This is a genomic window from Alteromonas genovensis, from assembly GCF_010500895.1.
GTDB lineage: Bacteria > Pseudomonadota > Gammaproteobacteria > Enterobacterales > Alteromonadaceae > Alteromonas > Alteromonas genovensis.
Map to the genome: position 1 here is coordinate 39622 of NZ_JAAAWO010000014.1, position 21244 is coordinate 60865.

The 21244-nt window shown below is 45.5% G+C and carries 17 protein-coding genes; 6 read left to right on the top strand and 11 right to left on the bottom strand.

The window, feature by feature from the left end; all coding sequences use genetic code 11:
- Positions 1 to 31: 31 nt before the first annotated feature.
- Both epmA and efp read right to left on the bottom strand, forming a co-directional pair.
- Complete coding sequence (gene epmA / locus GTQ48_RS15685; RefSeq protein WP_163107514.1) at positions 32 to 1012, bottom strand: elongation factor P--(R)-beta-lysine ligase; 981 nt, start codon at positions 1010 to 1012, stop codon at positions 32 to 34.
- 127 nt (positions 1013 to 1139) lie between these two features.
- Positions 1140 to 1709 (bottom strand): elongation factor P, encoded by a 570-nt coding sequence (efp, locus tag GTQ48_RS15690; RefSeq protein ID WP_032095685.1) that lies wholly within the window; start codon positions 1707 to 1709, stop codon positions 1140 to 1142.
- Between the two features lie 36 nt (positions 1710 to 1745).
- Between efp and epmB the strand changes: the two genes are divergently transcribed.
- Positions 1746 to 2771, top strand: coding sequence for an EF-P beta-lysylation protein EpmB (gene epmB / locus GTQ48_RS15695; protein ID WP_163107515.1), 1026 nt, complete (start codon positions 1746 to 1748; stop codon positions 2769 to 2771).
- Position 2772: 1 nt separating this feature from the next.
- Here epmB and GTQ48_RS15700 read toward each other — a convergent pair whose 3' ends face one another.
- Positions 2773 to 2964, bottom strand: a complete 192-nt coding sequence (locus tag GTQ48_RS15700) for a hypothetical protein (protein WP_032095683.1) — start codon at positions 2962 to 2964, stop codon at positions 2773 to 2775.
- Positions 2965 to 3120: 156 nt separating this feature from the next.
- Here GTQ48_RS15700 and GTQ48_RS15705 point away from each other — a divergent pair, with 156 nt between their 5' ends.
- Positions 3121 to 3444 (top strand): hypothetical protein, encoded by a 324-nt coding sequence (locus tag GTQ48_RS15705; RefSeq protein WP_163107562.1) that lies wholly within the window; start codon positions 3121 to 3123, stop codon positions 3442 to 3444.
- A gap of 96 nt (positions 3445 to 3540) precedes the next feature.
- Here the strand turns inward: GTQ48_RS15705 and GTQ48_RS15710 are convergent, their stop codons facing one another.
- From GTQ48_RS15710 to nudF, 7 genes are all read right to left on the bottom strand, one after another.
- Positions 3541 to 4836: a YfiM family lipoprotein gene (locus tag GTQ48_RS15710; RefSeq protein ID WP_163107516.1), complete on the bottom strand. Its 1296-nt coding sequence runs from the start codon at positions 4834 to 4836 to the stop codon at positions 3541 to 3543.
- Between the two features lie 383 nt (positions 4837 to 5219).
- Complete coding sequence (locus GTQ48_RS15715) at positions 5220 to 7286, bottom strand: YncE family protein (protein ID WP_163107517.1); 2067 nt, start codon at positions 7284 to 7286, stop codon at positions 5220 to 5222.
- Between the two features lie 160 nt (positions 7287 to 7446).
- Entirely contained in the window at positions 7447 to 9342 is a 1896-nt protein-coding gene (gene parE / locus GTQ48_RS15720) for a DNA topoisomerase IV subunit B (RefSeq protein ID WP_163107518.1), read from the bottom strand.
- A gap of 144 nt (positions 9343 to 9486) precedes the next feature.
- On the bottom strand, positions 9487 to 10068 hold the full coding sequence (locus GTQ48_RS15725) for a YqiA/YcfP family alpha/beta fold hydrolase (protein WP_163107519.1): 582 nt from the start codon (positions 10066 to 10068) through the stop codon (positions 9487 to 9489).
- Positions 10069 to 10174: 106 nt separating this feature from the next.
- Positions 10175 to 10957: a metallophosphoesterase gene (locus tag GTQ48_RS15730; RefSeq protein ID WP_163107520.1), complete on the bottom strand. Its 783-nt coding sequence runs from the start codon at positions 10955 to 10957 to the stop codon at positions 10175 to 10177.
- On the bottom strand, positions 10954 to 11349 hold the full coding sequence (locus GTQ48_RS15735; RefSeq protein ID WP_152561526.1) for a DUF1249 domain-containing protein: 396 nt from the start codon (positions 11347 to 11349) through the stop codon (positions 10954 to 10956). Before GTQ48_RS15735 ends, GTQ48_RS15730 begins: the two co-directional genes overlap by 4 nt.
- Positions 11350 to 11390: 41 nt before the next feature.
- A complete protein-coding gene (nudF, locus tag GTQ48_RS15740) occupies positions 11391 to 12017 on the bottom strand; it encodes an ADP-ribose diphosphatase (protein ID WP_032095676.1) in 627 nt (208 codons plus the stop codon).
- A 309-nt stretch (positions 12018 to 12326) separates the two neighbouring features.
- Between nudF and tolC the strand changes: the two genes are divergently transcribed.
- Together tolC and GTQ48_RS15750 are read left to right on the top strand one after the other, a co-directional pair.
- Positions 12327 to 13700: an outer membrane channel protein TolC gene (gene tolC / locus GTQ48_RS15745; RefSeq protein WP_163107521.1), complete on the top strand. Its 1374-nt coding sequence runs from the start codon at positions 12327 to 12329 to the stop codon at positions 13698 to 13700.
- A 291-nt stretch (positions 13701 to 13991) separates the two neighbouring features.
- Complete coding sequence (locus tag GTQ48_RS15750) at positions 13992 to 14825, top strand: ion transporter (RefSeq protein WP_163107522.1); 834 nt, start codon at positions 13992 to 13994, stop codon at positions 14823 to 14825.
- Between the two features lie 67 nt (positions 14826 to 14892).
- Here GTQ48_RS15750 and prsT read toward each other — a convergent pair whose 3' ends face one another.
- Positions 14893 to 17679 carry an XrtA/PEP-CTERM system TPR-repeat protein PrsT gene (prsT, locus tag GTQ48_RS15755; protein ID WP_163107523.1) on the bottom strand — a complete coding sequence of 929 codons (2787 nt, stop codon included), beginning with the start codon at positions 17677 to 17679 and terminating at the stop codon, positions 14893 to 14895.
- Between the two features lie 226 nt (positions 17680 to 17905).
- On the opposite strand from prsT, the gene GTQ48_RS15760 reads away from it, so the two are divergent.
- Entirely contained in the window at positions 17906 to 19651 is a 1746-nt protein-coding gene (locus GTQ48_RS15760; protein WP_163107524.1) for a DEAD/DEAH box helicase, read from the top strand.
- Positions 19652 to 19776: 125 nt separating this feature from the next.
- Positions 19777 to 21162 (top strand): siroheme synthase CysG, encoded by a 1386-nt coding sequence (gene cysG / locus GTQ48_RS15765; protein ID WP_163107525.1) that lies wholly within the window; start codon positions 19777 to 19779, stop codon positions 21160 to 21162.
- Positions 21163 to 21244: the final 82 nt, after the last annotated feature.

The following is a 21244-nucleotide window of genomic DNA, read 5'->3' on the forward strand; positions in this document are numbered from 1 at the left end:
AGTGTGTAAGCCTGTGCTTTACTCTATTTTGCTAAGCGCGGCTAACGGGAAAGTTAATGACGTCTTGAATGTGTGAGGCGCCGACTTTCAGCATCAGCAGTCTGTCTATGCCAAGGGCAACGCCTGCGCACTCTGGCAGCCCCGACTCTAGCGCCTGCAAAAAGTGTTCATCGATAGGTTTTTCGGGCAACCCTGACAACGCGCGCTTTTTATTATCTTGCTTAAACCTCTCTCGCTGCTCAGCGGGCTCGCTCAGTTCATTGAACCCGTTAGCTAGTTCAATACCTTTAAAATACACTTCAAAGCGCTCGGCAACGCGACTGTCAGAGGAACTTATTTTCGCCAATGCTGCTTGGGAGGCGGGAAAGTCATAGACAAAACACGGCGCTTTTAGGCCTATTTTAGGTTCAATGCAATAGGAAAACAGAAGCTGCAGCTGACTGTCTCTTGATAGACTCTCCATGCCATCAATATCAATACCGCATTCGAGCATTTTTTGATGAATTGAGCTTGTTGGGCTGGTAAGCGGGTCTATGCCAAGATGAGTGATAAACGCATTTTGGTAGGTGATCATTTCACTATCAGTTGTTGCACCTAACACCTCATGTAAAAGGGCATCCACTTCTTTCATAAGCATAAAGTGGTCAAAACCTGGCCGATACCATTCCAACATGGTGAACTCAGGGTTGTGCCACCGCCCTTCCCCTTCATGACGAAAAGCTTTACCAATTTGGTAAATGGCACCGCTTTGTGCACAAAGCAGTCGCTTCATTGCATATTCAGGCGATGTTTGAAGAAACAAAGAAACGGGCCTTCCAGTATTAGCGTACAAAAATTCAGTACTAAACCCGTCAATGTGCTCATCGGTAACGGTTCCGGCAGATAGCACTGGGGTTTCCACTTCAAGAACGTCACGGCAGTGGAAAAACGCCCTTATTTGGCGAAGTAATTCAGCTCTCGCCACTCTGGTTTTGTGGGTGGTGGTAGGTTGCCAAAATTGCTCATGTTTCATAGTTGCGCCAGCGCTTTTAAGAAGAAGATGAAAACCACAAATTAAAAAACCGGTACGTGAACATACCGGTTTTTAAACGTTGCTAGTAACACGCTTTTTGGCAGTATTACTGATGATTAAGCGGTGCTTATTTTTGAACTCGTGACACGTATTCGCCAGAGCGTGTATCTACACGGATAACTTCACCTGTTTGAACGAACAAAGGTACACGTACAACGGCACCTGTAGTCAGCGTTGCAGGCTTACCACCGGTTCCAGCAGTATCACCCTTAAGGCCTGGGTCAGTTTCGGTAATTTCTAACTCGACAAAGTTAGGCGGTGCTACCGTAATTGGGGCACCGTTCCACAACGTAATAGTGCAAACGTCATTTTCTACCAACCACTTAATATTCTCACCCACTGCTTTTTCATCAGCCGCAATTTGTTCGAATGTATCATTGTTCATAAAGTGGTAGAATTCGCCGTCGGTGTATAGATAGGCCAGCTCAGTATCCATAACGTCTGCGCCTTCTACGGATTCACCAGAGCGGAACGTTTTTTCTAAAACTTTACCTGAAATAAGCTTGCGAATTTTTACGCGGTTAAACGCTTGGCCCTTACCAGGCTTTACGTATTCGTTTTCTAAAATGTTGCAAGGTTCGCCATCCAGCATGATTTTCAGGCCGCCTTTGAACTCGTTAGTGCTGTAATTAGCCATAATTCCTCTGTCTAAACATAAGGTGCAAAAAGTTTCGTGGAACAAATAATACCTAAAAAAGCGATTTCTGTAGAGCATAACTGGCAAAAAGAATTATCAAGAAGCTTTACGGACCCCTCGAAGCTGCTTAGTCATTTGCATTTAGATGAGAAAAAATACGTACAGCACATAAAAGCACGGCGCTTATTTCCTATGCGTGTTCCCCGTCATTTTGTGGAATTAATGGAAAAAGGGAACCCGAGCGATCCACTACTCCTGCAAGTTATGCCGCTGAGCGATGAATTTTTAACGTCGCCTCACTACAATGAAGACCCATTAGAAGAACATGACACAGCGGGCAAAGGACTGTTGCACAAGTACGACTCTCGCGTGCTGCTGATGGTTCGCACTGGGTGCGCGGTGAACTGTCGATATTGCTTTAGACGTCATTTCCCCTACGCAGAAAATGCCGTTAGTAAAGCGCAGTGGACAGACACTTTATCGTACATTGCCAATAACCCAGACATTAACGAAGTCATTTTTTCTGGTGGCGACCCGTTAATGGCAAAAGACGACCATTTAGCATGGTTGGCGTCAGAAATAGCAGCAATTGACCACGTAAAACGCCTTCGTATTCACACGCGATTGCCTGTGGTATTACCCGAGCGAATTTGTAGTGCCTTTGAAGATTGGTTTACCGCGCTACCCATTCAAAAGGTATTAGTGCTTCACGCGAATCATGAAAATGAAGTCTCTAATGAATTAGTCGATGCACTAGCACCGCTTCGAGACAAGGGAGTAACCTTGTTGAATCAGTCTGTATTGTTGAAAGGAATTAATGACAGTGCTGATGCCATTTGCGCGCTTAACGAGCGACTTTTTGAAGCAGGCGTACTCCCTTATTACTTGCATGTACTCGACAAAGTGCAGGGAGCGAGTCATTTCTATGTAAGTGATGACGACGGTAGGGCTATTATGGAGCAAGCGATAAAGCGCCTGCCGGGATTCTTAGTGCCCAAACTCGTGAGAGAAATTGGGGGACAACCCGGCAAAACGCCTATCGACTTACATTTGCATCCCTGACCTACGCGAAAGTATCAATATTAGCGCCTAACGCGGGGTTTGAAGAGGATGCCTTTGGTACGTCAGCGGCTGATTCCAGCAACTGAAGCGACGCTTTTCCCTCTTGTTCCTGTTGGCCTTTTGCCAACTTAAGAGAAGCCAATTCAAGCGAAGCACCGGACGCTGCAGAGGCGTTTGCACCTTGTAGTTCCATACCGTTTTCCTTTGTTGCTTGTAGCAAAGTGAAAAAATGGGCAAAATTGCCCACCTTAGGGTGTATCGGCAAAAACCGTCGAAACTTTAATCAGTTTTTGAATCAAATTCAAAATCAAATTTACATCAAGCAATTAAAGGCGTTTTCATGCAAGAAATGCAAACCGTAAACCAACAACTTCAAGAGACCATGCAAACGCTTTACCGAAAAGCCGTGGATGCCGACCAAGCATTAGACGTGTTGCAGCAGGATAAGAAAGGTAAATTTTCAGCCGTATTTGCCTCTGACAGTGGATTTACAACGTCGTCAAAGCGCTTTGTTCCCTATGTAGAAGAAATAGCGTTAGATTGGCAAGCTATGAAAGACATGAACGAAGAGCAAACAAAAGCAGCACTTGCTCCGCTAGTGAAGAAAATAGAGTTAGCGCTTATCACCGTTACCCAATTTCAACAAAGCCTAGCCAGTAAGCCAAAGGACTAACGCTTAGCCGAGTCAGCTCGGCCTAAAGCTTATTCCACGTCTAGCTTACGCTAGCCTTGTGCTTCTCTTATACTTCTCAAGTGTAAGAAGTGAGCGCTAATTAGCGTAAAGCGGGATACGCTTTATGCGCTGCTTTAGCCTTTCCACTTCACGTAAGTACGCGCCGCTGTCCACACGTCCATATTGCTCGGTAAAGGCTTGTTTACTGAGCCCCTCTGGCACATCGTCAATAGCAGGAATAATGTCACTTTCACTGCGAATACGGGCAAGGGCATTTTGAACCTTTTCAGCGTGCGCTGGCGATGCGGCGGTTTGGGCAAAGGCCGTGCCGGACATATCGGCAACTAAATCAACAAAGCTGTATCCAGAACCACCAGCCCCGCGATCCATCAACTCTTTAAATTCCCCGATAGCAAAGGACATGCTTTGCTCTGAAAGCAGCTCTAATGCTGCAGAAATAATAAAGTGTCGCGCCAAATCATTGCGATTATGCAAAACTGCACCAGAACGAGGACGAAGGGCTTTGTCTTTATCCGGCTGAATGTCACCCACAAGATGCCCAACTCGGTGGTGCCCCACATAGGCGGCCAGTGCGAGTATCACCGCCTTATTGTGCAATACCGCTTGTGCTGCTGATGTACTTTGCTCACGGGCTCTGGCCATGCCTTCACGCAAGTATTCAGTCAGAGATACCGGACTTGTAGATAAGGCGATTTCCCTACCCGAAATATACCTGAGGTAGTAGGCGGTAAGTGTTTGCAGCTCGGTTTCTTCGTCTACGGATAAGTTTGATGCTACTGTATTTAGCTCAACGAGCAGCGTGTCTAAACGCCCTACCTCTAACGTGAGTTCACCCTGCTGCATAGATACTTTTTCTACGCGGCTAAGGGCTATAGAGGCAATTTCTGTATCGGTGTAGCTATTGACGGCATATTCAATCACGTCGAGTAAGAATCTTCCGGGAATACTCAAACTCCCCACTTGCACATTTTCTATGCGCAGGCTATCGCCGGGCAACACTAAAGCAGAGGCGTTGAAAAAGTAGCCAGTATCTTTTAGTGCGTAGGTAACGCTCACCGTTCCGCCCATTGAGGTAATATTAACTTGCCCTTTAAACTCTGGCAGCGCGCGCTGTAATACGCCTACCAGGCTCTCTACCTGTGTTTCGCTTAAGGTCAATTGATGGCCTTCTTCACGGCGGGAAAAAGCGCGTTGTAGCTGGCTGAGCAATGCATTCACACTGTCCGCCCCATCTAGCTGGCTTGATGCACTACTTGAGACCAGCGGTGTAGTTTGAATGGCCATGACAGTGAGCGTTGTCGCGCCTACAAGCGCAAGAAAAACAACTATAGCTAAACCAATAAAAAACCATTTTAAAAATCGCAAGATCATATTCGTGGTAGTAAACCTTTACTAATCGTGACACGGGGAGCTGACGTGTAATGCATCTGAATCAATGGAGTAGAGCTTGCTTCATTGCAGGCAGCAGTTGATTGCTATACGTTACCATACACGCGTTTTTTACACGCGATGATAAATCCTTTTTTCTGATAATATCAAAAATTATCGCACCATTTTATTTGCGCGCCACTTTGTTCATTATTAAAACCTATTTTGAGCGCTGTGTATCAACAAATAACGCGCTAATTCGTAACGCAATGTTACCAGTTTGCTGTAATAGTGGTATGGCTCCTGTTAATAAATCCTCTTTAACAAAAAGGCCCGACGCGTTAGCGTCAGGCCTTTTACTCAGTATATCTATGTGAGTTTCAGTCTTAGTAAATAGGCAGTACCGAAACCGATTCAGGTGCAGTGAAAGACGCACTGTAACTAGGCGCTATATCGCCTGAGTCTGCATTCAAGATATTATCGAATCGCAAGATAGCGCCGTTCGATTTTTCTGCCACATACACATGTCCGTTGCTTAGCATTAAATCAACAGGGTTTCCAAGCATTGACGATGGGCCAGCGATGTTTACCGAAACGTCAGTAATGCCGTCTGCCGACTGCGCACCTGAAATAACATAAAGCTTGCCATCGGTAGCATCCGTCGCACTGCCTACATCGGAGATAACCAAGCTATCGCTTTGGCTATCGTAATCAATGCCGTGAATGTTAGTAGGCGCTGAAAACGCAGTACCACCACTTGCCGGTACAATGAGTCTGTCTTCTCCTGTGAGTACAGATTCACCACTATTCAAGCGTCGTACTACTTCTTCAAACACGGCAACCGTACCGTTTGTTAGCGCTAGGTAAGCGCTGTCAGTTGCTGGGTCATAATCTACATCCCATGGGCGAGCGCCATTTGATGCTTCAAGGGTTAATAGTGGCGCTACATCACCCGATGCGCAAGGTGAAAACACGCGTACAGCAGGTGTTGTCTCATTCACATCGGCAACAAAAACAAGGCCCTCTGTTGATGCAATATCAAGCCCTTTAGGGGCAATAAGCCCGGTATTCGCGCCCGCTATCATATGATCGTAGCTGTCGCTGTACATCATGCCATCACGACTTGAGGCGAGTCGATTTACCACTAACAGCCCGCCTGTTGATGTATCTGGGTTGTCGAAGGTAATAACGCCATCGCCTTGCGATGTATATGACGCACTTTCTATGCTCATGCCGCTATCAAAGCTGCGTAATTCGCTGCCTAAAAGCGCACTAAGTTGTGCAACCTGCCCAGTTGTATCGCCTTCTGCAGATGGATTACTCGATACAGAAAGCCCTGAGATTGGCATGGTGGTTATACCATCATCCGATGCATCCCACTTCACCATCGCGTCAGTAAACTCAACAAGAGACTCTGGCTTAACAGATGGTGTAGAAAGCGTTGGCGCAACATCGCCACTCGCACCGGTAAAAATATTTGAAAATACTAAAATTGCGTCATTTGATTTTTCGGCAACGCGAAGGTCAGAGCCCGATAAAATGATATCAACAGGGTTACCTAATTGCGTACTAGCGCCGCCCACTACTCTTGTGGGTACTACCATGCCATCAGCCGATGCTGCATTTTCGATGACAAATAGCTGACCATCGTCAGCCACACTTGCATCACCCACATCTGACACCACGAGTCGATTAGACATCGCCTCAAACACAATACCGTGAAGGTTGATTGAGATTTGGTTGCCGTCGGCGTCTGATGGAACAATCGTTCTGGTTACCGTTGGCGCAAAACCAGAAGAAGTAACATCGTCATACACGGCAACTGTGCCGTCGGTTAACGCCACAAACAAGCGATCAGCGTCTTCGTCAAATGCTAGGTCCCAAGGTCGAGCAGAGGTCATAATTTCGGCAATAGGCTCTACGTTTCCTGCAGCTTGACCGCCGAAAACACTAATTCGTTGACCATTAAAGTCGGCAGCCATGACAAGACCGGCTTCTTCAGCAAATACAATACCTTTAGGGTTTACTAGGCCAGTTTCTGCCCCAGTGATGTCATGACCAAAGTTTGCATCAAAGTCGCTATTTCCTGTAAATGAACAGAATGAGCGAATAAGAGGAAGGTCGCTATCTCCTGCTTGGAATAGCGTATTGCTTTGGGATAACGCAACGCCTTCATTGGCGCCGGTTGATACTGTGTTAATAACACTGGCGTTTTGATCTACCGTCGATACGGTATTGCGATTGCTATCGCCATTATTAGCCACTAAAAAAGTCGCAGCTGCAAAACCTGGGCTTCCGTCTTGTCCTGGCGCGCCGTCTTGACCATCGGCACCATTTACGCCGTCAACGCCATCTGCACCATCATCGCCGTTACAGGCTGATAGAGAAAACACAACTGCCGCTGCAAGAAGTGAAAGTTTGATATTGCGCTGTGAAGTATTTGATAAATCCATAACCGTCTCCGTTGTCTTTTTGATGTAGTGACGTTGTACTACTCACGTCCTGTTCAAAAAGCCAAACGACCGAAGATAACGATTGGATGCAAAGAATATTAAAAAAAAAGATAAAAAAAGAAAGCACATCGCTGTGCTTCCTTTTTTTAAGGCTCCAGGGCTACAGCACTACTTCTGCCATATTCCCCTTACTTTCAAGCCATGTTTTCCTATCACCTGAGCGCTTTTTCGCTAACAGCATGTCCATCAATTCCATCATGTCTTCAGCGTCATCAATAGTTAGCTGAACAAGGCGACGGGTATTAGGGTCCATGGTGGTTTCGCGAAGCTGGAGCGGATTCATCTCCCCTAGCCCTTTAAAACGCTGTACGTTTACCTTGCCGCGCTTTTTCTCTGCTTCGATACGATCTAATATGCCCTGCTTTTCACTTTCATCCAGCGCATAAAACACCTCTTTGCCCACATCTATGCGAAACAAAGGGGGCATAGCAACGTAAACGTGACCTTGGTTTACTAGCGTTCTAAAGTGCATTACAAAAAGCGCACATAACAAGGTAGCAATGTGCAGTCCGTCTGAGTCGGCATCTGCCAGAATACAAATCTTACCGTAACGTAAACCAGACAAATCTGTTGAATCTGGGTCGATACCCAAAGCCACCGATATGTCGTGAATTTCTTGGGACGCCAACACCTGAGAGGAGTCGACTTCCCAACTGTTAAGAATTTTACCACGAAGGGGCATAATTGCCTGGAACTCACGATCGCGAGCTTGCTTGGCAGAGCCACCCGCAGAGTCCCCTTCCACCAGAAATAATTCTGAATGGTTAATATCTTGTGATGAGCAGTCGGTAAGTTTTCCGGGTAATGCGGGGCCCTGAGTCACTTTTTTGCGCGCGACTTTTTTGGTTTGACGCAACCGACGCTGAGCATTATTAATACACATTTCAGCAAGGGCTTCGGCAACCTCCGTATGCTGGTTTAGCCATAAGCTAAACGAGTCTTTCACTACGCCAGACACAAAAGCACTAGACTGGCGAGAAGATAACCGCTCTTTTGTTTGTCCTGCAAATTGAGGGTCCTGCATTTTTGTCGATAAAATGTAGGCACAGCGGTCCCAAATATCATCAGGGGATAGCTTTACGCCACGAGGCATCAAATTTCTGAATTCACAAAATTCGCGCATCGACTCCAGCAGGCCCTGGCGCATTCCGTTGACGTGAGTACCACCTTGCGCTGTAGGAATAAGATTTACATAGCTTTCTGTAATAAGGTCACCGCCTTCTGGCAGCCACATCACAGCCCAGTCAGCCCCTTCAGTGTTGCCTTTAAAGCTACCGACAAACGGCGTATCAGAGGGTAGCGTTTCGAATGCTTCAACCGCTTGATAAAGATAATCTTTCAAGCCGTCTTCGTAATACCACTCTTGGCTTTCTTTCGAGATTTTATTGTCAAAACGAATGCGAAGTCCTGGGCTTAATACGGCTTTAGCGCGCAGATTGTGCAGCAATCGACTGACAGAAAACTTGGCAGAATCAAAGTATTGGGAGTCTGGCCAGAAATGCACCCGAGTACCTGTATTGCGCTTACCGCAGGTATCGATAATCTGAAGATCTTCTACCTTGTCGCCATTTTCAAAGGCAATTTGATACACGTTGCTATCACGGCGAATAGTTACCTCTACACGATGGGACAGTGCATTGACTACCGAGATACCAACACCGTGTAACCCGCCCGAAAAGGCATAATTTTTATTTGAAAACTTACCACCGGCATGCAGCTTACACAGAATTAGCTCCACCCCAGACACACCTTCTTCGGGGTGAATGTCTACAGGCATGCCGCGACCGTCATCAATCACTTCTAAAGACTGATCTTCATGCAGGATAACTTTGATATTAGACGCATGACCAGCAAGCGCTTCATCCACACTGTTATCGATAACCTCTTGCCCTAAATGATTAGGACGTGAAGTGTCGGTGTACATACCAGGGCGGCGTTTAACTGGGTCGAGGCCATTTAAGACTTCAATAGCATCTGAATTATATTGATTTGACATAGTTATGGTTATTATTTAAGCCAGAAATATGAGTAAACGTACGCAGAGTTCATCTGCAACGCAAGGTAAAAAGATGGTAGCAGGGCGATTTAATCCTGGCAACGACGTTGACCTGTTGCCGCCCCTACTCTCTATTTATATATCTTAATCGAGAAGAAAATCTGCAATGCTAGGTAAATGATTTTCATAACCCACAAAGCTGTGATCGCCCCCTTCCTCTATGACTAATTCGCTTAGCGCGTACTTTGCGGCGGCCAATCGATAGTCGAGGGTTTCATCATTGGTTTGCAGCAACACCTTATACGCTTTTTGCTCGCTCAGTGTGTTGGCATCCAGCGCTCTAATCACATCAATATCGGATGCTTCAATAGTAAACTTTTCACCGCTGTAAGGATTAACATGAGGGCCGATAAACTGCTGAAGCAGTTCGTAAGGTCGCACTGCTGGGTTAATCAACACAGCTCTCCCCGCATACTTTTCAATTAAAAACGTGGACAAATAGCCGCCCATTGAACTACCAATAACTTTAAGGCCGTTGGTTAAAAGCGCTGGCGTTTGCTCAATTAACGCGGTGAGCTGCGCCTCTACCTTACTCGGAAAATTAGACAGAGCAGGAATATGAACCTGAACGTCTGGATGATGGACTGCAAAATAGTCTTTGGTTGCCTGCGCCTTAACCGATAATGGAGAACTTAGAAATCCATGAAGATACAAAATGTGCTGCATGTTGCGTCCCTGTTTGTACAATAAATTTTTATTTTTGAATGTTATTTTTAAAATATGCTCTGGTAAAAAGCCGTCTTATGTAAAAGACATACTCTTTATTGTTCTATTAACTCAGTCTTTTAATGCTCACCGAGGCGTCGCCATCGTCATAAAGACAGATGTGATGATACCCTGGCTGTTCGTTACTCACACCGAAATCAGCTTGCATTTCCCATTGCCAGCAGCTTGAGGGGCACCCGAAACTATTAATGTTGTCTCTGCCTACTTGCTGCCTAAGTGGAGAGTGCACGTGCCCGTGAATAATATGGTTTATCACCTTCACACTATCTAGCCACTCAATTAAACGTTCTGCATTCACTAAGTTATGCTTATCCATCCAGCTATTTGACGGCAAAATATGATGATGAAGGGCAAGCAAATGATGTTGATGCGTGTGAGCGCTAAGCGCGCGCTCAATACATGTGAGCTCAAGAGTGTCTATTTCTCCCTGCGCTCCTCTGGCCATGTGCTTTGGCCGAGTATCTAGGCCGTGAATACACCAGTTTCCAATGTGAAGTGGTGATTTAGATGACAGCGTGTGTGGGACTAAATATTCGTCATAATGGGGGTTTGCGTCGTGATTACCCGCAATGACATACCAAGGTACATCCACAAAGCGCTCCATTAAATTAAGAAAATGGGTATAGCTTGCAGGGGAGTCATCGCCACTGATATCACCGGTAATTAACACCACATCAGCCACCTCTGTTGACACTTTTTCCGTATTGCCGCTTTGGGCTAACTGCGTAAGAAGGCATTCTAACGAATGATAGGGGGAAATACCGCCATAACCCTTTCTTGAGGTGTCATGCAATAAATGGCAGTCGCTAAACTGTATTACTGTTTTCACGCTTCAGAGGTTACCTTTGGAGTGTGTTTTAAACAGAAATCTAACCACTCAGCCAGAAAGATGTTCACCATCTGCTTCTCATTTCGCTGGCGCATCTTTAAATTAGGATACTCATAAGAAGGCTCTAGCGCGCCCGTATTTTGGCTATTGATCACTTCAGCCAGTCTGGCGTCATGGTACAAGCGCACTGTCATCGACGGGGTTAAATAATCCGGCATGTCTTTAGTGGTTTGCTTAATACTTAACGAGCTGGTGTAGCGAGAAGACTCAACTATTTTAATTTCGTACGCCAAATGCTTACCAATCGAGAAACGATAGCTCAAATCTTCCGTGTCGCAATCGGGCAAAATACGCAGAATGTGCGCATAGTTCACCTCGCATACTGCCTGCATGGTAGGAAGATGAGGAACGTATTTTCGTTGTGTACGATATGTCACGGTGTTTTCCACTGCTCTAGAAGTTGAGTTTTATGCATGAAGAACCATTGTAGCGCAATTAACGCCGCAGCGTTGTCTATGCGACCAGTTTCCAGCCATTCAAGTGCGGTATTTTCTTTGACTCGATGCACCTTGATATCTTCAGACTCAGTCTCTAAGCCGTGTATACCCTGTGCCTTAGTGGCATCGGTCTTCGCTATAAAAATATGTAACCTTTCTGTTGTGCCGCCCGGGCTCGATAAATAACTTAATGCTTTGGTAAGGTTATCGAGCTCTATTCCCGCTTCTTCCATCGATTCTCGATGGCAAACATTTTCTTCAGTTTCACCTTCGTCGATCATGCCGGCAATAATTTCTATTAACCAAGGGCTTGAAGACGTTGGCAATGCCCCAATCCTCACTTGTTCAATAAGTACAAACTCTTGGGTTATTGGATCATAAGGCAATACACCCACGGCATGACCACGCTCAAAAATTTCGCGGCTGACCAAATCGCTCCATTCGCCGTTGAAGCATTTGTGCCTAAAAATGTATCGATTCATGGTGAAAAAACCGCGGTAAACAGGGCTAACTTCGGTAATTTCAACGTCATTTGAGGTAAACGAAAGGATTTCCTTGCTCATTTGCTGACACTTATGGTTCAAATAGATTTATCATGTAGTCTACATTTGCACACCACACATGTATACGCGTGATAAATGCCGTATTTTAGATGTACAAATAACAGAAAACTCAAGTTACAAGTCGTTTATATAAAAATAATGAGCGTGGGTAGATCACATATTCTGTTACAGTTAAATGAACACTGTTACGAGTTTGGACTTTCGGTTTGTGGTTGATTTTTCATACACTTGGTTTTAACAGGTCGGTGCGATACTTTACAGTGAACACAGTCAGCCGACACAACTCGAACACTACAGGAAGACGTAAGCATGAAACGAACACTTCTATCGCTGGTAATCGGCATGTCGATAACCACGGGCGCGATCGCTGATGACCTAATGCAGGTTTATCAACAAGCACTCGCCAACGACCCGCTGGTAAACCAAGCGAAAGCGCAACGCAATGCAGCGTTCGAAGGGATAAGCATTAGCAGAGCTAATCTTCTTCCTCAAATTTCAGGCTCGGTAGCCTACAACACCTCAACCTCTGAGCGTGCGCAAACCTTAGGTTCGAACGCCGAAGATTTACAAATTGTTGTGTTTGAAACCGACGTAGATAGCTACAGCTATGGACTACAAATGTCGATGTCCCTTTATGACCATGCTAACTGGCTTGGTTTAAACCGCGCAGAGAAGGTTGCGGAACAAAGCGATGCACAGCTTGCCTCTAGCATTCAAGACGTTATCGTTCGTACTGTTACCTCTTATTTTAATGTGCTGCGCGCAAGAGACAACGTTGAATTTGTTGGTGCAGAAAAGCGCGCTATTGAGCGCCAGTTAGAGCAAACTCGCCAGCGCTTTGAAGTTGGACTAACGGCAATTACCGATGTGCACGAAGCACAGGCAAACTACGACCGCACAGTAGCGCAGGAAATTCAGGCTAAAAACGAACTTGAATTTGCACTAGAAGCTCTTCGCGTCATCACCGGTAAATACCACGATAAGCTGTTTGGCCTAAATACAGAGAATTTCTCTGCAACTATGCCAACGCCAGCTAACGTGACGAACTGGCTAGAAACTGCTGAAGAGAAAAACCTTGCGTTGCTTGTAAATCGCTTCGCAATGGATATCGCAAAAGAAGATATTTCTATTGCTCGCTCAGGGCACCTTCCAACGCTTTCGTTATCTGCGAATGCCACAAGAAGCAAAGATGAGATTGAAAACCCGGTCTTGCAGTTTGAAACGCCATACCTAGACAGCCAGTCAATCAATGTGTCGCTTAACGTACCTATTTACCAGGGCTCACGAGTCACCTCTCAGACAGACCAGGCTAAATTTAACTACGTTGCAGCTAGTCAGGCAACAGAGCAAACGTATCGTCAAACCGTACAATCAGTGCGTAGCTCGTTTAACAACGTAAAGGCGTCTATTTCGACCATACGTGCGTTAGAGCAATCTGTTGTGTCTGCAGACAGTGCATTGAAAGCTACCGAAGCCGGATTCGATGTAGGTACACGTACGGTTGTTGATGTACTAGACAGTACTCGTAATTTGTTCGATGCACAGCGTAACTTGGCTGGTGCCCGCTACGACTTTGTACAGTCAGTGATTACACTTAAGCAAGCAGCTGGAACCCTAACAGCAGAAGACGTTGAAATGATTAATCGCGGCCTAAAGCCGGTGGATATGTCATCAGATAGCTAATATAGCTATGCCTATAGATTTATCAAGATTGGTTTAGCAAGAAAAACAAGGGTAGCGACATGCTACCCTTTTTTAATGTCTAAAATAGCTGTGCGTCATTTCAAACCTATTCTCAGCGCTATTAAGACGCGCTAACAATGTTAAGACGTTCTAGCAATTTTTCTTGCAACACAGGTCTCACATCATCCATGATACTGCCCGCCTTATTTTGATTAGATAGATAAAGCGGCGAACATAAGTACTAAAACTAGCCACTAATTAACTTTGTTTTATATCGAGTGATTTTAAACGATGCAAGCCTCTGCACTACAGAATAAATTTGAACGCATAAGAGCCAATAAGTGGTTCGAAATATTTGTTGTTAGCGTTATTGTGGTTTCAGCCCTTTTGGTAGGCGCTAAAACCTATGAACTGCCCAACGGCATGGCCTCAGTCACGGTTTTTCTCGACTGGTTTATTAGTGCGTTTTTTCTTACTGAAATTACCATTCGCTTTCTTGCAGAAAAGCGAAAAATGCAGTTTTTCAAAAGCTTTTGGAATTGGTTCGATACGCTAATTGTTATCATAAGCTTAATACCTGCCGATGACGCAGAGCTTGCCCTTATTGCACGTTTAGTCAGAGTATTTAGGGTGCTTAGGATGATTTCTATCATTCCAGAGCTGCGTATCCTCCTTGTGTCGTTAGTAAAAGCCCTGCCCCAGCTTGGTTACGTTATGCTGCTGATGTTTATTATCTTTTATATCTATGCAGCCATCGGCAGTACCTTATTCGAAAACATTAACCCCGTATTGTGGGGTGATATCACTATCTCCATGCTTACCTTGTTTAGGGTAATGACCTTTGAGGACTGGACCGATGTGATGTACGAAACCCAAGAAGTGTATCCACTAAGCTGGATTTTTTACCTCACATTTATCTTTTTCACGGCCTTCGCGTTTCTCAACATGGTCATTGGTATTGTGGTGAACGTCATGGAGCGAGAAAACGAAAAGGCGCGAGCAGAGAAACAAGCCGAGCTACTCGCCGAGCTAGAAGCACAAGGTAATGTTGAGCCAACCCTAAAAGACGTCATGGCCGAGCTTAACGAGATCAAGGCACAGCTCAAACACAGAGAAAAGCCATAAACGACAAAGCCACGTTAATTACGTGGCTTTGTTAACTAGCGCGTTAAATTATCACTGATTTATTTCATTACTCATCTAGGTTAAGACCAAGTTTAGCCTTTAACGCCTGCGCTCTCTGCTTTGACGCTTCACTCTTAAACTCTCTTGCTAATAAGCGGCGCTTCGCCAATGTCGTTTTATCAAGTTCAGTAAGAAGCTCAACGTGGTTCAAGTACACCTCTTCATTGGCAATCGGTCGCGTTGCTATTTCTTCATACAAAGAAAGCGCAGCGTCATCGTCACCTTTAGCGATGTAAATCTGGGCAAGGGTGTCTACTGCATCAGCGTTGTCACTGCGCAAGGCCACCGCCCTCTTCGCTAAGGTTTCTGCTCGAGACAAATCATTATCTTCAAACGCTAGGTAAGCAAGGTTGTTCAGTACAACAAAGTTATCGGGGGTTTGCGCTAAAATGGCTTCATAGGTTGCAAGCGCACTTTTTCTGTCTTGCCTAATTTGGCGCTCTGCCAACAGCATACTGCTTGAAATATCATTGGCATTTTCTGCTACGTGCTTTTCTAAAAAGCTAAGGGCTTGCTTGCCTTTATCTGACATTTCGTAAGACGCCACTAGTAACATGGCATTATCAGAGTTTGGCGTGTCGTCGTAGGCAGCTTCAGCATGACTAACGGCTTGCTCTGGCGCTTTATCAATAAGGTGTAAGCGCGCAATAATTCCCCGTACAAACGGCAGCTCTTTCACACCGTCAGCACTTGCATTGATAATATTCCACGCAGGCTTACTTTGGCCTATGCGACTGTGAAAATAGGCTTTTAACAAACTAATTTGTGCATCAGGTCGCTTTTCTAACACTCGACTTGCTAACGCCAATCCTTCGGTAAACTGTCGTTGCGAGTCTAAGATTAACAACTTGCCTAATACGGCACTTTTGTCCTGCGGATAGAATGACAACCATCGGTCGAAAAAGGTGTCTGCGGCTTTCACATCGTTAGCAGCAATGAGCGCCTGCCCTTTTATGTTCCAAAACGCCATGGGCGTTTCTTTATTTCCTTGAACGTTAGCAAGCAGCGCTACCGTTTTGTCTATGGCGTTATTGAACGCATAAAGCCTTGCGAGCAATAAGCGCATTTCAATAAAGTTTGGCGCCTTATCAAGCTCACTCTTTACATGATTAATGACCGGCTGAACCGCTTTTTGCTCGGCGGCCAATGCGTACCACATCGTTAACGCTTTTAAATCTGATGGATTATCATCGATAAAAGCGCGAATAAACGCCGTTGCAGATTCATTGTCGCCTTGGGCAATAAGCAATTGAGTGCGCGCGTAAACGAGCTGTTCTTTAGCCCCTTCCCGAGTGCTCGCATCATCAAAATAAGACGCTGCTTTAGTGAAGTCTCTTTCTACTGTGGCTATGCCACCTAAGTAAACCAGTGGAAGCGCTTCATTAGGGGATTGTTCAACCCACTTTGTTGCCGCCTCTTTTGCTTTATCTAACTGCTGAGTGGCGATATAAGCGCGCACTAACGTGCTTTGGGTAGTAGCTGACTCTGGCGCCTGATTTACCGCTTCTTCCAAATTAACTAGCCCTTCTACATCATTAAGCGATAGTTGCAAAACACCCAAACGAGCAAGGTCTTCAGCAGAGGTGCTAATTTCTTGTGAGCGCTCAACCATTTGTTTCGCGCCCACCATGTTTCCGTCAATAAGCAGCTGGTAGCTTGCCTTAGAAAATAACGCTGCGTCTGAGTTTTGCTCACCCTCAACGCGCTCTAGAATTTCTAACGCATTATCGTTTTCACCTAATTGCAGCATGCTGTCTGCTAGCATACGAAGGCCTGGGTGGTTATCAGGTAAGCTTGACGCAATCATAGTAAGGTGGCGCTGAGCTGATTCAAAATCTTGTATTTGGTAAGCACTAAAACCTGCTATCAAGCGCACAACCTGATCGCTTCTGCCGTTTTGAACGGCAATTTCCAAATGCTCTAACGCTTGTGCATAGTTCCCCTTAGCAGATTCAATAATGCCTTTAAACGTATTTAGCAGCGGGTGACTATCGTTAAGCACAAGTAATTCTTCTACTACGGGCTCTGCGGTATCAAGCGCTCGCAGTTCAATTAATAGTGCTGCGTAGGCAAATTTACTTGCCGTATCGTCTGGATAGCTTTTTAGGTAATCGCCATACACCACGGCGGCTTTTTCAGGCGCACCGCTTTGCAAATAAAGCTTTGCAAGTTGCTGCAGCACGTCTTTATTGGTGGGAGCCTGCTCTTGTAATGCTTCTGTAGAAGCAATGGCCGCTTCTACATCATTGTTGAGTACAAATACGTAGCTATCTACAAGCCCTTTGTACACTGAGCTAGTATCGATAGTTGATAGGTCGGCAATTAACGCTTCTGCTTCTTCTCGTTTATTAAGCTGCAGTAGCGCCTGTAGCTTATAAAAACCCACTTCGACAGACTCAACCGCCGTCATGCCCTCTGCGCGATAATCCACCTCTGAAAGGGCATTTTCTGCTCCCGACTGCTGATAGGCAACCGAAAGCAATGGAATGACTTCGCTAGCGGCATAACCAAGCTCCATGGCCTTGTTGAGTTCTTTCTCAGCTGCGACAAAATTATTGGTTTGAAGATACAGTTTACCGAGTTCGAAACGAGGAGCGGCCGCGTTAGGCGATTTCTGAATTGCATTTTTATATTCGACTATGGCGGCATCAGGCTGCTGCTCGGATACATAGCTGCGGGCGTCAGCCAAATGGCTTTCCATGGATTTTTCACTGCACCCTGACAATAGAGCTGTTAGCAGAAGCACTGCTACAGAAGAGCGTTTAAATATTTTATTTGAATTGTTTTTACTCATGGTAATTCCTTGCCCTATTTCGAAAATTCTTCAAAAACTTTATTGTTTTTCTGCCGCCACCCGCAAAACTTGGTTATTATTTCAGCATTATTGTGCAATTTCATGGCAACCTGACCATTATTCGAATATAATATGGTTTTTTGCAATACTGCAGGCACACTTCAACGTTTTTCAGGCGTTACTCTCGTATGCCGCACCCTCCTTACTAATAACATCAGGACCCTTAATGACAACAACTGTCGACATGACATTTAAAGACCTAAATTTACCAGAACCTCTCTTACAAGCCATTGAAAAAGTTGGCTACGAGAAACCGTCACCTATCCAAGCTGAGAGTATTCCACTTTTGCTTGAAGGTCACGATTTACTCGGTCAGGCACAGACAGGGACAGGAAAAACCGCTGCGTTTGCCCTGCCCATGTTGGCAAATATCGATCCTGAGCAACGTAAGCCGCAATTACTGGTATTAGCCCCAACTCGTGAATTAGCTATTCAAGTTGCAGAGGCATTTCAGGTTTATGCGAGCTTTAGTCAAAAAATTAAAGTACTTCCAGTATACGGCGGTCAGTCTTACGACAACCAAATTCGTCAGCTTAAGCGCGGCGTTCAGGTTGTAGTAGGTACTCCAGGTCGTATCATTGACCATATTAAGCGCAAAACATTGGATTTAAGCGAACTTAAATTCCTTGTGCTTGACGAAGCTGATGAAATGCTTCGCATGGGCTTTATTGATGATGTAGAGCTTATTCTAAGCCATGCACCTGCCGAGCGGCAGACGGCGTTATTCTCAGCAACAATGCCTGGACCAATCAAAAAGATAACACAGCGTTATCTCAAGGATCCAAAACACGTAAAAATTGCGTCAAAAGTTAGCACGGCGAGCACCATTCGTCAGCGCTTTTGCCAAGTTGCTCCTCACCATAAACTTGAGGCGCTTACGCGTATTATGGAAGTCGAAAAATTCGACGGCATGATTATTTTTGTTCGCACCAAAACAGCCACTGTTGAATTAGCAGATAAGCTTTCAGCACGCGGTTTTGATGTAGAGCCACTGAATGGTGATATTCCACAGTCTGCCCGTGAGCGAACTGTTGATAAGCTAAAACAAGGCCAGATCGATATTTTAGTAGCTACTGATGTTGTTGCACGTGGTCTTGACGTTGAACGTGTTAGTCACGTTATTAACTATGACATCCCGTATGACAGTGAATCTTATGTTCACCGTATTGGTCGTACAGGTCGTGCTGGTCGTCAGGGTGATGCGATTCTGTTTATCTCTCACCGTGAAAAACGCTTGTTGTTCTCTATTGAGAAAACGACGAAGCAGGCTATTGAAGCAATGCCTATTCCTTCAATTAGCGAAATCAACCAGACCCGTCTTACGCGCTTTAAGCAGTCGGTAATGGAAGCAACGCAAGACGATAGCATTGAATCGTTGATGCCAATTGTTGAGATGGTTAAAGAAGAGAATGAAGCTTCTCCAGAAGTCCTTCTTGCTGCAATGATCAAAATCGCTCAGGGCGACGAGCCTCTGGTGCTTAAAGAATCTGATCGTCCAGACCTCAACAGCAAGCCGCCTCGCGATAGTCGTGAGCGCAATGATCGTGGTGGTCGTGAAAGTCGCGATAGAAAGCCAAGAGCGCCTCGTGGCAATCGCAAGCCAGATGAAGGTATGCAACGTTTTCGCATAGAAGTAGGCCATGTACACGGTGCTAAGCCGGGTAACATTGTTGGCGCTATTGCGAACGAAGCTAACATTGACTCGAAGAACATTGGTGCTATCGAGATATATGACAACTTCAGTACCGTTGACTTGCCAGGCGGCATGCCTAAAGAAACCCATTCTACGCTTCAAGCGACAAGAGTGGCGGGGCAACGCCTCAACCTTCGCGAATGGTCGGATACACCGCCACCAAAACGTGAGCGTGGTGAAAACCGCAGTCGTGATAATCGCGCACGTCGCAAGTCGTAAGATCGAAATAAAAGCAACTTCTGCCTTTATATAACGTTGTGGAATATAAAGGCTGATTTCGTTGTTTCTAATTAAAAAGAATTAGCGCAAAATAGCGCTAGTTCTTTTTTTTTATGTGCCCCTTGATGGATTACTTTCCCTTATTTTTAGATGCTCGTTCGCTTGACTGCCTTATTGTTGGTGCAGGTGAAGTAGCCGCCCGCAAACTTGAACTGATCATGAAAACGCCGGCAACCATTACCGTGGTATCGCCGTGGGTATGTGATACGGTAAAAGCCCTTGCCAAGAGTGACAAGGTGACTTTAATAGAACGTGAATTTATCGATAGTGACCTAGCGCATAAAGACATGGTGTTTATTGCTACCGATAAACCCGATGTAAACCAATACATTCACGACCTAGGACGCGAGCAGAAGGTACTGGTGAATGTGGTTGACAATACACCTTTATGCCAATTTATTACACCTTCCATCGTAGACCGTTCTCCTATTATTATTGCCATGAGTAGCGGTGGTGTTGCCCCTGTATTGTTACGTTATTTACGCCAGAAATTAGAAACCGTTTTGCCCGCCAATCTTAGTAGACTCGGTTCATTTTCTGAGAAGTTCAGAGACAAAGTGAAACAGGCGCTGGATGGCGTCACTGCCCGTCGGTATTTCTGGGAAGATGTGTTAGATGGCGACATTGCCGAGATGGTTGAAAAAGGGCAAGACGAAAAAGCAGACAACGCCTTTGAAATTGCCTTACAAGCAGCCGCAGAGAATAAGGAAGTGACTGGGCAAGTGTACCTTGTGGGAGCAGGTCCTGGCGATCCGGACCTACTCACTTTTCGCGCACTGCGTTTAATGCAAAAGGCTGACGTGGTGGTTTACGACCGCTTAGTGTCACCTCAGATTTTAGAACTGGTGCGCAGAGATGCTGAAAAAATCTATGTGGGAAAAGCCATGAGCAATCATACCCTCCCTCAAGATGACATTAATCAGTTGATGGTGGATGAAGCGAAAAAAGGCAACCGCGTTGTCAGATTAAAAGGCGGCGATCCGTTCATATTTGGGCGCGGCGGTGAAGAAATTCAAACCCTTATTGAGCATGGCATTGAGTTTCAGGTAGTACCGGGGATTACCGCGGCAAGTGGCGCTTCAAGTTATGCAGGCATTCCGCTTACTCACCGAGATCACGCGCAATCGGTGGTGTTTGCTACAGGTCACTTGCGAAACGGTACCATCGACTTGAATTGGTCTGCACTAGCCCACAAAAATCAAACCGCAGTGTTTTACATGGGGCTAACCGGGCTACCAATTATTTGCGAAAAACTCATAGAGCATGGCTTACCTGCTACTATGCCTATCGCCTTGGTACAGCAGGCAACAACCGATGACCAACGTGTGCTTATTGGCACACTAAGCGACATATGCGCTAAGCAAAAAGAAGCGCAGTTAAAGCCGCCTACACTGGTTATTGTAGGTAGCGTCGTAAATCTGCATGACGAGCTTAACTGGTTTCAACAGTAGTCAAAACGGGCGGCTACTCATTTAAATAGGCTTGTATTTTCTGGCATGAACGACATACTCAGTAAACGAGAGTAATACTCTG

Bases quoted from the DNA above. Each gene is read 5' to 3' on its own strand.
- epmA (WP_163107514.1), bottom strand. From the start codon at position 1,012: ATGAAACATGAGCAATTTTGGCAACCTACCACCACCCACAAAACCAGA.
- efp (WP_032095685.1), bottom strand. From the start codon at position 1,709: ATGGCTAATTACAGCACTAACGAGTTCAAAGGCGGCCTGAAAATCATG.
- GTQ48_RS15700 (WP_032095683.1), bottom strand. From the start codon at position 2,964: ATGGAACTACAAGGTGCAAACGCCTCTGCAGCGTCCGGTGCTTCGCTT.
- GTQ48_RS15705 (WP_163107562.1), top strand. From the start codon at position 3,121: ATGCAAACCGTAAACCAACAACTTCAAGAGACCATGCAAACGCTTTAC.
- GTQ48_RS15710 (WP_163107516.1), bottom strand. From the start codon at position 4,836: ATGATCTTGCGATTTTTAAAATGGTTTTTTATTGGTTTAGCTATAGTT.
- GTQ48_RS15715 (WP_163107517.1), bottom strand. From the start codon at position 7,286: ATGGATTTATCAAATACTTCACAGCGCAATATCAAACTTTCACTTCTT.
- parE (WP_163107518.1), bottom strand. From the start codon at position 9,342: ATGTCAAATCAATATAATTCAGATGCTATTGAAGTCTTAAATGGCCTC.
- GTQ48_RS15725 (WP_163107519.1), bottom strand. From the start codon at position 10,068: ATGCAGCACATTTTGTATCTTCATGGATTTCTAAGTTCTCCATTATCG.
- GTQ48_RS15735 (WP_152561526.1), bottom strand. From the start codon at position 11,349: ATGCAGGCAGTATGCGAGGTGAACTATGCGCACATTCTGCGTATTTTG.
- nudF (WP_032095676.1), bottom strand. From the start codon at position 12,017: ATGAGCAAGGAAATCCTTTCGTTTACCTCAAATGACGTTGAAATTACC.
- tolC (WP_163107521.1), top strand. From the start codon at position 12,327: ATGAAACGAACACTTCTATCGCTGGTAATCGGCATGTCGATAACCACG.
- GTQ48_RS15750 (WP_163107522.1), top strand. From the start codon at position 13,992: ATGCAAGCCTCTGCACTACAGAATAAATTTGAACGCATAAGAGCCAAT.
- prsT (WP_163107523.1), bottom strand. From the start codon at position 17,679: ATGAGTAAAAACAATTCAAATAAAATATTTAAACGCTCTTCTGTAGCA.
- GTQ48_RS15760 (WP_163107524.1), top strand. From the start codon at position 17,906: ATGACAACAACTGTCGACATGACATTTAAAGACCTAAATTTACCAGAA.
- cysG (WP_163107525.1), top strand. From the start codon at position 19,777: ATGGATTACTTTCCCTTATTTTTAGATGCTCGTTCGCTTGACTGCCTT.